The sequence below is a fragment of the Streptomyces sp. NPDC046821 genome, assembly GCF_040645335.1.
Classification (GTDB): Bacteria; Actinomycetota; Actinomycetes; order Streptomycetales; family Streptomycetaceae; genus Streptomyces.
Map to the genome: position 1 here is coordinate 198,991 of NZ_JBEYYB010000007.1, position 14,810 is coordinate 213,800.

At 71.9% G+C, this 14,810-nt stretch carries 13 protein-coding genes; 7 read left to right on the top strand and 6 right to left on the bottom strand.

The features are described 5' to 3' along the window. The first annotated feature begins 5 nt into the window (after positions 1-5). From ABZ893_RS16010 to ABZ893_RS16025, 4 genes are read left to right on the top strand one after another with little or no spacing between them, the layout of a single operon-like run. The gene (locus tag ABZ893_RS16010) at positions 6-1,919 is read left to right on the top strand and encodes a biotin carboxylase N-terminal domain-containing protein (protein WP_361402976.1); all 1,914 of its coding nucleotides are present in this window, start codon (positions 6-8) and stop codon (positions 1,917-1,919) included. After that, positions 1,916-3,085, top strand: coding sequence for an acyl-CoA dehydrogenase family protein (locus ABZ893_RS16015; RefSeq protein ID WP_361402979.1), 1,170 nt, complete (start codon positions 1,916-1,918; stop codon positions 3,083-3,085). Before ABZ893_RS16010 ends, ABZ893_RS16015 begins: the two co-directional genes overlap by 4 nt. 24 nt (positions 3,086-3,109) lie before the next feature. Next, positions 3,110-3,862, top strand: a complete 753-nt coding sequence (locus ABZ893_RS16020; protein WP_361402981.1) for an enoyl-CoA hydratase family protein — start codon at positions 3,110-3,112, stop codon at positions 3,860-3,862. Next, the gene (locus tag ABZ893_RS16025; RefSeq protein ID WP_361402984.1) at positions 3,850-4,455 is read left to right on the top strand and encodes a TetR/AcrR family transcriptional regulator; all 606 of its coding nucleotides are present in this window, start codon (positions 3,850-3,852) and stop codon (positions 4,453-4,455) included. Before ABZ893_RS16020 ends, ABZ893_RS16025 begins: the two co-directional genes overlap by 13 nt. Before the next feature lie 305 nt (positions 4,456-4,760). Here the strand turns inward: ABZ893_RS16025 and ABZ893_RS16030 are convergent, their stop codons facing one another. After that, the gene (locus tag ABZ893_RS16030) at positions 4,761-5,885 is read right to left on the bottom strand and encodes a citrate synthase 2 (RefSeq protein WP_361402987.1); all 1,125 of its coding nucleotides are present in this window, start codon (positions 5,883-5,885) and stop codon (positions 4,761-4,763) included. Between the two features lie 234 nt (positions 5,886-6,119). On the opposite strand from ABZ893_RS16030, the gene pdxH reads away from it, so the two are divergent. Next, positions 6,120-6,764 carry a pyridoxamine 5'-phosphate oxidase gene (gene pdxH, locus ABZ893_RS16035; protein WP_361403562.1) on the top strand — a complete coding sequence of 215 codons (645 nt, stop codon included), beginning with the start codon at positions 6,120-6,122 and terminating at the stop codon, positions 6,762-6,764. Positions 6,765-6,775: 11 nt separating this feature from the next. Here the strand turns inward: pdxH and ABZ893_RS16040 are convergent, their stop codons facing one another. Together ABZ893_RS16040 and ABZ893_RS16045 are read right to left on the bottom strand one after the other, a co-directional pair. Continuing rightward, complete coding sequence (locus tag ABZ893_RS16040; protein ID WP_361402990.1) at positions 6,776-7,636, bottom strand: alpha/beta hydrolase; 861 nt, start codon at positions 7,634-7,636, stop codon at positions 6,776-6,778. Positions 7,637-8,266: 630 nt separating this feature from the next. Further along, complete coding sequence (locus tag ABZ893_RS16045; RefSeq protein WP_361402993.1) at positions 8,267-8,959, bottom strand: metal-dependent transcriptional regulator; 693 nt, start codon at positions 8,957-8,959, stop codon at positions 8,267-8,269. Positions 8,960-9,254: 295 nt separating this feature from the next. Here ABZ893_RS16045 and ABZ893_RS16050 point away from each other — a divergent pair, with 295 nt between their 5' ends. Then, positions 9,255-10,010 carry an SIS domain-containing protein gene (locus ABZ893_RS16050; protein ID WP_361402996.1) on the top strand — a complete coding sequence of 252 codons (756 nt, stop codon included), beginning with the start codon at positions 9,255-9,257 and terminating at the stop codon, positions 10,008-10,010. Between the two features lie 45 nt (positions 10,011-10,055). Here the strand turns inward: ABZ893_RS16050 and ABZ893_RS16055 are convergent, their stop codons facing one another. From ABZ893_RS16055 to ABZ893_RS16065, 3 genes are all read right to left on the bottom strand, one after another. Further along, positions 10,056-11,447: a PAS domain-containing protein gene (locus tag ABZ893_RS16055; RefSeq protein ID WP_361402999.1), complete on the bottom strand. Its 1,392-nt coding sequence runs from the start codon at positions 11,445-11,447 to the stop codon at positions 10,056-10,058. A 497-nt stretch (positions 11,448-11,944) separates the two neighbouring features. Further along, positions 11,945-12,829, bottom strand: coding sequence for a formyltetrahydrofolate deformylase (purU, locus tag ABZ893_RS16060; protein ID WP_361403002.1), 885 nt, complete (start codon positions 12,827-12,829; stop codon positions 11,945-11,947). A gap of 71 nt (positions 12,830-12,900) precedes the next feature. Continuing rightward, positions 12,901-13,401, bottom strand: a complete 501-nt coding sequence (locus tag ABZ893_RS16065) for a hypothetical protein (RefSeq protein WP_361403006.1) — start codon at positions 13,399-13,401, stop codon at positions 12,901-12,903. A 117-nt stretch (positions 13,402-13,518) separates the two neighbouring features. On the opposite strand from ABZ893_RS16065, the gene ABZ893_RS16070 reads away from it, so the two are divergent. Beyond that, on the top strand, positions 13,519-14,805 hold the full coding sequence (locus ABZ893_RS16070) for an ABC transporter substrate-binding protein (protein WP_361403009.1): 1,287 nt from the start codon (positions 13,519-13,521) through the stop codon (positions 14,803-14,805). The last annotated feature ends 5 nt before the right edge of the window (positions 14,806-14,810 follow it).

The following is a 14,810-nucleotide window of genomic DNA, read 5'->3' on the forward strand; positions in this document are numbered from 1 at the left end:
GGAACGTGATTACTTCCCTGCTTGTCGCCAACCGTGGCGAGATCGCCTGCCGCGTCTTCCGTACCTGCCGTGACCTGGGCATTCGTACCGTCGCCGTGCACTCCGACCCGGACGCCGACGCGCTGCACGTGCGCGAGGCCGATCTCGCCGTACGGCTTCCCGGGGCCACCCCCGCCGAGACCTATCTGCGCGGCGACCTCGTCGTGAAGGCCGCGCTCGACGCCGGCGCCGATGCCGTGCACCCGGGGTACGGGTTCCTGTCCGAGAACGCGGACTTCGCTCGGGCCGTGACCGACGCGGGCCTCACCTGGATCGGCCCGCCGCCCGAGGCGATCGAGGCCATGGCGTCCAAGACGCGCGCCAAGGAACTCATGGGGATCAAGCCTCTGGAGGCCGGGGACATCACGGCGGGCGATCTGCCGGTCCTGGTGAAGGCCGCCGCCGGTGGTGGCGGGCGCGGCATGAGGGTCGTACGCGAACTCGCCGATCTGGATGGTGAGTTGGAGGCGGCCCGTGCCGAGGCGCTGAGCGCTTTCGGGGACGGTGAGGTGTTCGTCGAGCCGTACATCGAGGGCGGGCGGCACGTCGAGGTGCAGATCATGGCCGACGCGCACGGCACCGTGTGGGCGCTCGGCACGCGCGACTGCTCGCTCCAGCGGCGCCACCAGAAGGTCGTGGAGGAGGCCCCGGCGCCTGGCCTGACGCCCGAACTCGAAGTGTCCGTACGGGACATGGCCGTCAAAGCCGCCCGCGCCACCGGTTACCGGGGTGCCGGAACCGTCGAGTTCCTGGTCTCCGGCGACACCGCGCACTTCCTGGAGATGAACACCCGCCTCCAGGTCGAACACCCCGTCACTGAGGCCGTGTTCGGCGTCGACCTCGTCGCGCTGCAACTGCGCGTCGCCGAGGGCGAACCCCTGGACGAGGAGCCGCCGCCCGCGCGCGGCCACGCCGTCGAGGCGCGCCTGTACGCGGAGGACCCGGTCGCCGGCTGGGCCCCGCAGACCGGCACCCTGCACCGGCTCTCCGTCCCGGGATCCGTCCGCCTGGACACCGGATTCACCGACGGAGACGAGATCGGCGTGCACTACGACGCGATGCTCGCCAAGGCCGTCGCCCACGCACCCACCCGAGCCGAGGCCGTACGCAAGCTCGCGGGCGCCCTGGAGCGGGCCGTCGTGCACGGCCCGGTCACCAATCGTGACCTGCTCGTACGGTCCCTGCGGCACCCCGAGTTCGTCGCGGGCGGCGCCGACACCGGGTTCTACGACCGGCACCTGACCGCCCTCACGGCACCCAGTCCGGACCCGTACTCCCACCCGTCTCCCACCACCGCCCTCAACGGAGTCGCTGCGCGACCGCCCCTAGTCGTGCTCGCCGCCGCCCTCGCCGACGCGCACGGGCGCTCCCGGTTCGGCGGCTGGCGCAACGTCGCCTCGCAGCCGCAGGTCAAGCGCTACCGCACCGAACCCGACGGGACCGAGCACGAGGTGCGTTACCGCCACACGCGCGGCGGCCTCACAGCGGACGGCGTGCGCGTCGTCCGGGCGACCCCGTCACTCGTCGTGCTCGAAGTGGACGGCGTGGTGCGGAAGTTCGACGTCGCAGTGCACGGCGAGCGCGTCTACGTGAACGGCGTGACGCTGACCGCGCTGCCCCGGCTCCCCGAACCCGTCGCGCAGCAGGAGCCCGGCTCCCTGCTCGCCCCTATGCCCGGCACCGTCGTCCGGCTCGCCGAAGGGCTCGCCGAAGGCGTCACGGTCACCGCCGGACAGCCCCTGATCTGGCTGGAGGCCATGAAGATGGAGCACCGCGTCACCGCTCCCGCCTCCGGCACGCTCACCGCCCTGCACGCCGCGCCCGGCCGCCAGGTCGAGGTCGGCGCCCTGCTCGCCGTCGTACAGGAGGATCAGTCGTGAATGCTCCCGTCCTCGAATCCGAGGAGCACCAGGCCCTGCGTTCCGCCGTCGCCGCTCTCGGGCGCCGCTACGGACGCGACTACCTGACGCGCGTCGTCAGCGAGGGAGGCCATCCCGAGGAACTGTGGGCGGAGGCCGCCAAGCTCGGCTACCTGGGGGTGAACCTGCCCGAGGAGTACGGCGGCGGGGGCGGCGGAATCTATGAACTGTCGCTGGTTCTTGAGGAGTTGGGGGCCAGTGGTGCGCCGCTGCTCATGCTCGTCGTGTCCCCCGCGATCTGCGGGACCGTCATCGCGCGCTTCGGCACGGACGAGCAGAAGGCGGCCTGGCTGCCCGGTCTCGCCGACGGCAGCCGCACGATGGCGTTCGGCATCACCGAGCCCGACGCCGGTTCCAACTCGCACCGCATCACCACGACGGCCCGCCGTGACGCCGACACCGGCGAGTGGATCCTGAACGGGCGCAAGGTGTTCGTCTCGGGCGTCGACATCGCCGACGCCACTCTCATCGTGGGCCGTACCGAGGACGCGAAGACCGGCAGCCTCAAGCCGTGTCTGTTCATCGTGCCGCGTGACGCCGAGGGCTTCGGACGGCGGCAGATCGACATGGAACTCCAGGCGCCGGAGAAACAGTTCGAGCTCACGCTCGACGACGTACGGCTGCCCGCCGACGCGCTCGTCGGGGACGAGGACGCCGGGCTGCTCCAGCTGTTCGCCGGGCTCAACCCCGAGCGCGTCATGACGGCAGCCTTCGCGATCGGCATGGGCCGCTTCGCCCTCGGCAAGGCCGTCGAGTACGCGAAGGAGCGCACCGTGTGGAAGGCGCCGATCGGCGCGCACCAGGCCATCGCGCACCCGCTCGCGCAGGCCCACATCGAGCTGGAGACGGCCAGGCTCATGATGCAGAAGGCGGCCCACCTGTACGACGCGGGCGACGACATCGGGGCGGGGGAGGCCGCGAACATGGCCAAGTACGCCGCCGCCGAGGCCTGCGTGAAGGCCGTCGACCAGGCGGTGCACACGCTCGGCGGCAACGGCCTCACCCGCGAGTTCGGCCTCGCGTCCCTCATCACGGCGTCCCGGGTAGCCCGTATCGCGCCCGTCAGCCGGGAGATGATCCTCAACTACGTGTCCCACCAGACCCTGGGACTCCCCAAGTCGTACTGACGTCATGCCATTTGGAGGTATCTGGTGAGCGCCGCGGAGCCCCTGCCCCTCGTCCGTTCCTCGCACGAGCGGGGGATCACCACCCTGACGCTCGACTCCCCGGCCAACCGCAACGCGCTGTCGGCCGGGCTCGTCGGCGAGCTGACGGACGCGCTCACGCGGTGCGGCGAGGACGACTCCGTACGGGCCGTCGTCCTCACCCACACCGGCAACACGTTCAGCGCGGGCGCCGACCTGCGCGATCCGCCGCCGCCGGAGGCGCTCGTCGCGCTGCTGCGGCGGATCGTCACGCTCGACCGGCCGGTCGTCGCCCGCATCACCGGGCACGTCCGCGCCGGCGGGCTCGGGCTGCTCGGCGCGTGCGACATCGCGGGCGCTTCGCGCGACGCGTCGTTCGCGTTCAGCGAGGTGCGCATCGGGGTCGCGCCCGCCGTCATCTCGCTGACCGTGCTGCCGCGCACCGACCCGAGGGCCGTCGCCCGCTACTACCTCACGGGCGAGCGCTTCGACTCGAACGAGGCGGCGCGCATAGGCCTGCTCACGGTGACCGGGGCGGACGTCGACGCGGCGCTCGCCCCGGTGCTCGACGGGCTGCGCCGGTCGTCCCCGCAGGGCCTGGCCGAGACGAAACGGCTGCTCACGGCTAAGGTGCTGGAGGCCTTCGACCGGGACGCGGCCGACCTGAGCGCGCTCTCGGCCCGGCTCTTCTCCTCCGCGCAGGCAAGCGAAGGGATGACGGCCTTCCTCGAACGACGGGATCCCGCATGGGTGCTGTGACCTCATCCGGTACGGGGGTGGAGCGCGCCCCCAAGCAGGACCGCAGCCGCGCCACTCGGCGCCGCCTCCTCGAAGCGGCGGTCGCCTGCCTGGCCGAATACGGGTGGGCCGGCTCGACGGTGTCCGTCGTGGCGGAACGGGCCGGGGTGTCGCGGGGCGCGGCCCAGCACCACTTCCCGACCCGGGAGGACCTGTTCACGGCGGCCGTCGAGTATGTGGCGGAGGAACGGTCGACTGCGCTGCGGGGGCTGCCCGCGCAGGACCGGGCGTCGGTCGTTGCGGCCCTGGTCGATCTCTACACCGGCCCGCTGTTCCGGGCGGCGCTGCACCTGTGGGTGGCGGCGTCTAACGAGCCGGCGCTTGGCGTGCGCGTGACGGAACTGGAGGCGCGGGTCGGTCGCGAGACGCATCGCATCGCGGTGGAACTCCTGAACGCGGACGAGTCCCGTCCCGGGGTGCGGGAGACGATTCAGGGGTTGCTGGACATGGCGCGGGGGCTTGGGCTTGCGAATCTGCTGACGGATGACGGGGGGCGGCGGGAGCGGGTGGTGGCGCAGTGGACGGTGCTGGTGGAGGCGGCGCTGCAAGCCTGAACTTTCCCCAACCCCGCCCCTTCCCGAAACCAAGGGGCTCCGCCCCCTGGACCCCCGAAATCGCCCTCCGGGCTCGTCCTCAAACGCCGGACGGGCTGAAAATCCAAGCTGCTCCGGCCCCTGGCCCCCGAATCGCCCTCCGGGCTCGTCCTCAGACTCCCCCAGACTCCGTCCGGGGGGACCCCCAACAGGCTGGATTCGGGGCTGATTTATCAGCCCCTCCGGCGTTTGAGGAGCGGGGTCTGGGGCGGAGCCCCAGTTCGGGAAGGGGCGGGCTTGGGGAAGAAAACCGCCGGAGGCAAACCTCAGCCCGACATCCCCCCGTACCCCTCAATCTCACGCGGGTCACGCGAACCCGGCCCCACATACCGCGCCGAAGGCCGAACCAGCCTCCCCGTCCGCTTCTGCTCAAGAATGTGCGCCGACCACCCCGCCGTCCGAGCACAGCTGAACATCGACGTGAACATAGGCGCCGGTACCTCCGCGAAGTCCAGCACGATCGCCGCCCAGAACTCGACGTTGGTCGCCAGCACCCGATCGGGCCGACGAGCGTGCAGCTCGGCGAGAGCCGCCTTCTCCAGCGCCTCCGCCACCTCGAAGCGCGGAGCGCCCAGCTCGCGGGCGGTGCGCCGCAAAACACGGGCCCGCGGATCCTCCGCCCGGTACACCCGGTGCCCGAACCCCATGAGCCGTTCCCCCTTGTCCAGCGCCCGCCGCACATACGCCTCCGCGTCCCCCGTGCGCTCGATCTCCTCGATCATCCCGAGGACACGCGAGGGCGCACCCCCGTGCAGCGGGCCGGACATGGCGCCGACGGCACCGGACAGCGCGGCGGCCACATCGGCGCCGGTCGAGGCGATGACGCGGGCGGTGAACGTAGACGCGTTCATGCCATGCTCGGCGGCAGAGGTCCAGTACGCGTCGACGGCAGCGACATGCTTGGGGTCGGGCTCCCCGCGCCAGCGCCGCATGAAGCGTTCGACGACGGTGTCCGCCTTGTCGATCTCGCTCTGGGGGACCATCGGCCGGCCCTGTCCACGGGCGGACTGGGCGACGTACGAGAGGGCCATGACGGCGGCGCGCGCGAGGTCGTCGCGGGCCTGCGACGCGTCGATGTCGAGCAGCGGTTTCAGGCCCCACACGGGCGCGAGCATGGACAGCGCGGACTGTACGTCGACGCGGATGTCGCCGGAGTGGACGGGGATGGGGAACGGCTCGGCGGGCGGCAGGCCGGGGTCGAAGGCGCCGTCGACGAGCAGGCCCCAGACGTTGCCGAACGAGACGTGGCCGACCAGATCCTCGATGTCGACGCCCCGGTACCGCAGTGCGCCGCCCTCCTTGTCCGGTTCGGCGATCTCCGTCTCGAACGCGACGACTCCCTCCAGGCCGGGGACGAAGCCGGGGTCGGTACCGCGGGCGAAGTCGGACATCAGGCGGCTCCTCGTGGGGGTTCATGATGTTCGCGGACTGGAGCGGACCGGATCGGTCTCCACGGTGATTCCCCGTCCGGCGCGCACTCATGCCCTCGGTGCCATCCCCGGCGCGCATTCGCGGCACCGAGTGCCATACGAGAGGGTGCCTCCCCCGGCGGGCCGCCCCGGCCCATACGGCAGGATGGCCGCGTGAGCAGCCACGACCACCACGCGCCGACTGACCTCGCAGCGATGCGCGAGCACTACCTCCCTCCGGGTGACGGGCTCCGCGAGGAGGACGTCCCCGCGCAGCCCATGGAGCTGTTCGAGCGGTGGTTCAACGAGGCCACCCGGGCGAGCGGCATCCTCTACGAGCCGAACGCGATGGTCGTCTCGACGGTGGACGAGGCGGGCCGCCCCAGCTCGCGCACGGTCCTGCTCAAGGGCTACGACGAGCGGGGCTTCGTCTTCTACACGAACTACGGCTCCCGCAAGGCCCGCGACCTGGCCGCCAACCACCAGATCGCGCTGCTCTTCCCCTGGCACCCGATGGCCCGCCAGGTCATCGTGACGGGCACCGCCACGCAGACGAGCCGCGCCGAGACGGCCGCCTACTTCCGCTCCCGCCCGCGCGGCTCGCAGCTCGGCGCGTGGGCGAGCCCCCAGTCGAAGGTCCTCGGCGCGCGCGACGAGCTCGACGCCGCGTACGCCGAGCTCGCGGCGCGCTACCCGGAGGGCGAGAGCGTCCCCGTCCCCGAGCACTGGGGCGGCTTCCGCGTCACCCCGCGCACGGTCGAGTTCTGGCAGGGCCGCGAGAACCGCCTCCACGACCGCCTGCGCTACGTCCACGAGGTCGAGGACCCCGGCACCTGGCACGTGGAACGCCTCGCGCCCTGACACGGGGACGGCTACGGGGTCAGGACTCCCGTAAGGAACGGTTCGATCGCCGTGCGCCACGCGTCCGGGCGGTCGTAGTGGACCAGGTGTCCGGCGTCCGCGATCTCCGCGTACTCGCCGAGGGGCAGGACGCGGACCATCTCCTGGGCCTCGGCGCGGCCCAGCTCGCCGTCGAGGCCGCGCACGACGAGGGTGGGGCAGCCGACCTGCGCCAGCTCCTCCCAGTGCGCGTCGTACACCCAGGTCGCGCGGGACGTCAGCATCTGGCGGTGGTCGAACACGGGCCGCCAGCCGTCGGTGCTCTCCGCCATGATCTCGGCGTAGAACTCGCCGCGCGGCGGATGCGGCCGCTCCACCCAGGGGTCGTCCTCGCCGAACCACTTCCGTACGTCGGCCAGCGTCGCGAACGGCAGCGGCCAGGCCTCGAACCAGTCCTCCCACTCCCGCTGCGACGCCGCCCCGAGCGCGGAGGCCCGCATGTCACAGATGACGACGGCCCGTACGAGGTCGGGGTGGCGGGCGGCGAGCTGCCAGGCGGTGAGCGCGCCCATGGAGTGGCCGATGACGACGGCGGGCGCGAGGCCGAGCTGCACGAGGGCTGCGGCGGCGTCCTGGACGTAGGCCTCGCGGTCGAAGGGGCCGTCGGGGGGTTTCTGGCTCTGGCCGTGGCCGCGCTGGTCGAGCGCGACGGCCCGGTGCCGCTCGGCGAGCCAGCGGGCGGTGGCCGCCCAGTGAGAGGCCCGGCCCATCAGGCCGTGCAGCAGGAGTACGCCGGGTGGGCGGCCGGCCTCGGCGGGCTTGGGCGGGTCGGCGAACTCCCAGGCGGCGAGCCGCACGCCGCCCGACCCGGTCACGTCGATACGCCGCACCATGGGCCGGCACCCCCTTGTGGTCGCGCTCCGGTCACGTACCCGCGCACGCTATCGAACCCTTTTTCGAAAGAGCGGTTCTTCGCGGCAACACCCCTCGTTCGTGTGACGCCGCCCGGGGATTGCCCTGCGGCGCCCTGGGGAGGCTTCTGCGGGAGGCGGACCGCTCGGGGAAATCGGTCCGGAGGGGATGACCCTGGGAGCTCGGGGCTCCGGGTCAGCACAGGGGAGGACAGGCCCCGGCGCCGTAAGGCGCCGGGGCCCTCTGTATGAGTGGGCCCCGCGGGCCCCACTGTTCGAGTACGCCCGACTGTCCGGCTACGCCCGCTTATTCGGGTACGCCTGTCCGTGTGAGTGCGTCGGCGCATCTCCCCGCCCCCCAAAAAATCCGTGCCCCCAGCGACAGAGTCGCACGCGTATCGCCGTCGCGCTGCGACCTTGCACCGGGAATCTTCAATTCTTCGGCAGTTCTCAGAAACACGACCGGAACGCGACCGGGGAACGCGGTCCGGAAACACGACGACGCCCCAACCTGCCCTGTGGATAAGGGAGTTGGCGCGTCGGCGAGCCCGGCGCGGGGGCGTCGGGCGGGTGAAGCGTGTGACGTGGGTGTCGTGGGAGAGGGGCGGCGGGTCAGCGCTTGGCGACGAACACGTGGGAGGCGATGTCCGCCTCCAGCTCCGCGGCCTCGCCGCTGCTGCCCACCAGGACCCCGCCCGGCGACGACGTCACGCTCACCACGGAACCCGGCTGGATGCCGGCCCGCCGCAGCGTGTACATCAGCTGTGCGTCCGTCTGGATCGGCTCGCCGATGCGCCGGACCACGACCGTCTTGCCGTCCGGGCCCGGGTCGAGGTCGGACAGGGACACCATGCCCTCGTCGAGGAACGGGTCCGCGCCGTCCTTCTCGCCCAGCTCCTCCAGGCCCGGGATCGGGTTCCCGTACGGCGACTCGGTGGGGTGCCGCAGCAGCTCCAGGACGCGGCGCTCGACGGCCTCGCTCATCACGTGCTCCCAGCGGCAGGCCTCCGCGTGCACCTGCTCCCACTCCAGGCCGATCACGTCGACGAGCAGGCACTCGGCGAGGCGGTGCTTGCGCATCACGCGCGTGGCGAGGCGGCGGCCCTCGTCCGTCAGCTCCAGGTGCCGGTCCGTCGCCACGGCCACCAGTCCGTCGCGCTCCATGCGCGCCACCGTCTGGCTCACCGTGGGTCCGCTCTGGTCCAGCCGCTCCGCGATCCGGGCGCGCATGGGCACCACACCTTCCTCTTCGAGCTCGAGGATGGTGCGGAGATACATCTCCGTGGTGTCGATCAGTCCGGACATTCGTGCCCCTCGATTGCTTCTGCTAGCTCACCGCTAGCGCGTGCGCTGGCCCTGCACCAATTCTGACGCATGGCACCGACAACCGTGCCGTGCCGTGGGAACCCGGGCCATGCGGGGCGGGGGAACGTATTGACAGAGCACTGGTCTGGACCGCACCGTGAGCCCCGTCATACGGACAGTGCCACCTGCCGACCGTGCCACACGGGGCGGTGGCGGGACAGTGGCCGGGCATGAACCCGGCCCGAAGAACAAGGTACGAAGAATCAGCACGAAGCACGAAGAAGGGGCTCCGCCGATGAGCGACAGCAAGCTGGCCGGTCAGTACCTCGACGCCGCGATCGGCCTCCTCCAGCGGGTGCGCGACGAAGAGGGCCGCAACATCGCGGCCGCCGGCACGCTGATCGCCGACACGGTCGCCGACGGCGGCCGGCTCTTCGCGTTCGGCGCGGGGCACTCCTCGCTCGCCGCGCAGGACGTCGTCTACCGCGCGGGCGGCCTCGCCCTGATGAACCTGCTCTCCGTACCCGGTGTCGTCGGTGTCGACGTGATGCCCGCGACGCTCGGCTCCGCCCTCGAACGCGTCGACGGGCTCGCCGGCGCCGTCCTCGACTCCAGCCCGGCCCGCGCCGGTGACGCCCTCGTGATCATCTCCCTGTCGGGCCGCAACTCCCTGCCCGTCGAGATGGCCATGAACGCACGCGCCCTCGGCCTGCGCGTCATCGGCGTGACCTCGGTGGCGTACGCCGAGGAGACGAAGTCCCGCCATTCGTCGGGGACCTTCCTGCGGGACCACTGCGACATCGTCCTCGACTCCAAGATCGAGGTCGGGGACGCGGAACTCACCCACGAGGCCGTCGACGCCCCCTTCGGACCCGCGTCCACGATGATCGCCAGCGCCCTCATGCAGGCCACGATGGCGACCGCCGCGGCCGAACTCGCCGACCGCGGCATCCAGCCGCCCCTCCTGCGCTCCGGCAACGTCGACGGCGGCCACGAGTGGAACGGCCGCGTCTTCGCGGAGTACGGGGACCGGATCTTCTACCGGCACTGATACCGGGGGCCCGGCTCACCGGCTTTGACCAGGTCCCTCAGAGGCTTACCGGTCCAGCACCCGCGCCAGGTCCAGCGTCCCCGCGATGCGCGCCGCGACGCTCTCCGCGTACGTCGCGTCCGCCCGCTCGAACTGGGACCGGCTCGGGCCCCGCAGGAACGTCACGACGCCGAGCGTGCGGCCCCGGCTGCGCAGCACCGCGCACAGGGCGTGCACCGTGCCGTCCGGCCACTGCCTCGCCTCCGCCCACTCGCGGTTCTTCGCAGTGTCGCGCCCGCTCGCGCTGGCCCGCACCGAGCCGACCCGGTCCACGCACTGCAGCGCCGGATGGCCCTCCGGGTAGCGCACCGGAAGCGACGTCCGCGACACCTGAAGGCTCGGCCCCGAGGGACCCGTAGGGGTCGACGCCGCCCGGGTGAGACGGACCGGACCCGTCCGGTCGCCGTCCCGTTCCGTCTGCTCGTCGCCGATGACCAGGTCGATCAGGGCGTGGTCGGCGAACCCGGCGAGCGCGAAGTCCAGGTGGGTCGTCGCCGCCTCCGCCGGGTCCTCGCACTCGGCGGCGGCCCGCGCCGCCCGGTGCAGCTGGTTCGCCCGGAACCGCAGCTGCGCCGCCTCCTGCTCCGTCCGCTTCGACTCGGTGATGTCCTGGAACAGCCAGCCGACGCCCAGCGGTACGGGCTCCTCGGCCAGCGGCGAGGCCAGCCGCACGAAGCCGCTGCGCCAGCACCGGCGCGCGTCGCCGTCCGGGCGCCGTACCGTCACCCACAGCTCGGCGGGGGCCGGCGGCGCGCCCTCCGCGAGGACATGGGCGAGCGCGCTCTCCAGCTCCTCGACGCCCTGCGAGATCAGCTCGCCGAGGGGGCGGCCCAGGAGCCCGGTGCGGCCGGAGCCGAGCGCCCGCGCGGCGTGCGCGTTCACGACGGCGGGCCGCAGGTCGGCGTCGACGAGGACGACACCCCACGACGCGTCCTCGAACAGGGCCTCGCTGAGGGCGATCGACCGCTCCAGGTCGATCTGCGTGTGCACCTCGCTGAACGCGCAGTACAGTCCCGCCGGCTTGCCGTCGGGCCCGCGCACGGCGGCGGACTGCGTACGGACGAGGACCCGGCCGCCGTCCTTGGTGAGCAGCGCGAACTCGTGCACCTGCCGGCCCGGCGCCCGCATCGCGGCCATCAGGCGTGCCTCGACCTCGTCGGCGTCGGCCGGGCGCACCGCCCACCCCGAGAACCCCCGCCGCCCCACGGCCTCCGCCGCCGACCAGCCGAGGATCCGCGCGGCCTCGCGGTTCCAATGGGTCACGATCCCGTCGGCGTCGAACGCGCAGAGCGCGGCGTCCATGCCGTCGAGCAGCGCGGCAAGAAGATCGGCCCCGTCCCGCTCGGGCTCTCCCGGCCCCAGCTCGTCGGTGGCCCCACTACGCCGGGAAGCACTCACCTGGCACCCCCTGCAGGCTGTGTCCGCGTGATTCGCACGTCAGATCATTCAACTCGAACGTGACGCAGCACACACGGAGTTCGGGGAAATAAAAATCTTTCCTTGATCACAGCCTACGACCTGAGGGCGGGCCGGACAGAGGGGCGGGATTAATTCGGTTGAACGCTCGACGGCCCGTTCCTATCGTGGTGAGCACACAAGAAGGGAGGTGGTTCGGCCGATGTACAAGTTCCGGACGCGTGAGGTGACTGCGGGCTAGCAGCCCGGCGTCGCATCTCGGTTTCGGCGCCGGACCGGCACGTGAGAGCGTGCAGCCGGCCCAATCCCAAGCAGTTGCCCGACCCGCGAGCCGCCGGTTTCGTCCGGCCGGCTTCCGCCCGTCCCGTACGGGTGGAAACCAGGCTCGCGGGTCGTCTGCGTTTGTGCGGGGCCCCCTAGGGGCGCCCGTAAGGGCTCGGCGGAGCCCCGTAAGGGATCAGGGGCCCGTGCCTTAGGGCTCAGTTGAAGATGACGGTGCGGTGCCCGTTGAGCAGGATGCGGCGCTCCGCGTGCCACTTCACGGCGCGGGCCAGGGCCTGGCACTCCACGTCGCGGCCGATCGCCACGAGCTGGTCCGGCGTCACGTCGTGACCGACGCGCTCGACCTCCTGCTCGATGATCGGGCCCTCGTCGAGGTCGGCCGTCACGTAGTGCGCGGTCGCGCCGATCAGCTTCACACCGCGGGTGTGCGCCTGGTGGTACGGCTTGGCGCCCTTGAAGCTCGGCAGGAACGAGTGGTGGATGTTGATGATCCGGCCGCTCAGCGCCTTGCACAGGTCGTCCGACAGGACCTGCATGTAGCGGGCGAGGACGACCAGCTCGACGTTCTCCGAGCGCACCAGGTCGAGGATCTCCGCCTCGGCCTCCGCCTTGTTCTCCTTCGTCACCGGGATGTGGTGGAAGGGGATGCCGTACGAGGCGACGAGCTCGGCGAAGTCCGTGTGGTTCGAGACGACCGCCGCGATCTCCACGGGCAGGGCGCCGATCCGGGCACGGAACAGCAGGTCGTTCAGGCAGTGGCCGAACTTCGACACCATCAGGACGACGCGCATCCGCTCGGCCGAGCGGTGGATCTGCCAGTCCATGTGGAAGGAGTCGCCGATCGCCGCGAAGCTGGCGCGCAGCTTCTCCGCGGTGACGGGGGCGTCCGCCGAGAAGTGGACCCGCATGAAGAAGAGGCCCGTGTCGTGGTCGCCGAACTGCTGGCTGTCCTCGATGTTGCAGCCGGTCATGAAGAGATAGCTCGACACGGCGTGCACGATGCCCTGCTTGTCGGGGCAGGAGAGCGTCAGGACGTACTGCTCGGCACCGGCGACGCCGGACGCGGGGGACTGCTCGTTCATCCCGTAAGGGTCCCATACGCGCACGCCGTACCGGAGGGCCGTCCCGCAGGTCGGAACGCCCGGGCGCGGTCTCAGGCCGCGCGCGTCATGATCCGCAGGATCTCCAGGGTGCGGGGCGCCGCGTCGGGGTCGTCGCCGTCGCTCGTGGCGAGCAGCACGTGCGCGTCCCGCGCCGCGTGCACCGCCTCCGGCCACCCGGGGTGGTCGAGATAGGCGGACACGGGGGCGTCCGGGCCGACCTGATGCATGATCCGCAGGACGCGCAGGACGGCGGCGTCGACGAGCGCCGCCTCCTGGGAGTCGCGGAAGATCGTGCCGACGTACTTCTCGGCCGACCAGTTGTCGAGCCAGGTGTCCTCGACGAGGCGGTACACGGCGTCGGTGACGTCCCCGAAGCCGTCCACGCCCGCGAGCCAGACGTCCCGCTGGAACGCGGGGTCGGAGAGCATGTGCAGCGCGGAGCGCACATTGCTGCGCCAGCGCCACCACGGCATGTCGTTGAGTGGCATGTCGCCCATGGTGGAGGAGCGACGGCCGCGGCGGGAAGACTTCTCCGAGCTTTGCACGGTCATCGATCGTACGTGCCGTGCTCGCCGGAACGCCCGGCCCCCCGTAATTCACCTCCGCGTCACCGCACGTTGACCGCAGGTCATACGCGGGTTAGAGGTGCGGCGGAATCGTGCAGATCCATGACTGCCCGGCGCCGCTCCACCACCCTGCGTACAGCCCGTCCCCTTCTCATGGCAGGGGTGTGGGCGGCCTGTGCGTCGCTCGCCGCCGGGTGCGGGGTCATCCCCGGGACCACGGCGGGCTCCAGGGAACCGGTCACCGTCATGACCTGGGCACCCGAGGGGACCGCCGCGACGAACATGCCCGGAATGCCCGCCATGGCCCGGGCCTACGCCCGCTGGGTCAACGCCCACGGCGGCATCGACGGCCGCCAACTCAAGGTCCTCACCTGCAACGACGACAACGACACCGTCGGCGCCGCCCGCTGCGCCCGCGACGCCGTGGAACGCAAGGTCGTCGCCGTCGTCGGCTCCTACAGCCAGCACGCCCCCTCGTTCCTCGGCCCCCTCGAATCCGCGGGCATCCCCTACCTCGGCGGCTACGGCGTCACCGACCAGGAGTTCGCCAGCCCGTTGTCGTACCCGGTCAACGGCGGCCAGCCCGCGCTCATGGCCGGGAACGGCCGGCAGCTCGCCGCCGCGGGCTGCCGTCGCACCTCGCTGGTGCGGCCCGACACCGTCGCCGGCGACCAGCTGCCGCTGCTCCTCGACACGGGTCTGGCCGCGGGCCACGGCCGGGCGGCCGACGTACGCGCCGCCGAGGACGCCACCGACTACACGGACCAGGCCCGGCAGGCGCTGGCCGCCGCGGGCGCGGACCCGACGGCGAAGGGGTGTGTGACGGCGGTGCTCGGGGACCGTACGGACACGTTCTTCGACTCGTTCCGGCGTGCGGGCGACGAGTATCCGAAGGTGCGGATCGCGTCCGTGCTCGGCAGCGTCGACCAGACCGTCATCGACCGCTCGGGCGGCCGGTCGGGCGTCTACGAGGGGGCTTACGTCACCGGCTGGTACCCGGTGGCGACCGACCGGCGGTGGGCGACGATGCGCCAGGTCATCAACGAGCAGGCGTTCGGCGACAACCGCATCGACCCTGCCGACGCCGGTGTGCAGACGACGTGGATCGCCTACACCGTCCTCAAGCAGGTCGTCGAGTCGCTCGGCGACGGCGAGGTGACGGCACACACGGTGCGCACGGCGCTCGACGGCGGCCTGAAGGTGCGTACGGGCGGGCTCACGCCGACGCTGAGCTGGCGGTTCGAGGACATGATCGCCGTCCGCGACTTCCCCCGGCTCGTCAACGCCGACGTCACCTTCCAGATCGTGCGCGACGGCCGCCTCGTGGCCGCGCGCCGCGGCCTCGTCGACGTGTCGCGCACGCTGGAGGCGACGCCCGAGGGGTGGTGACCCCG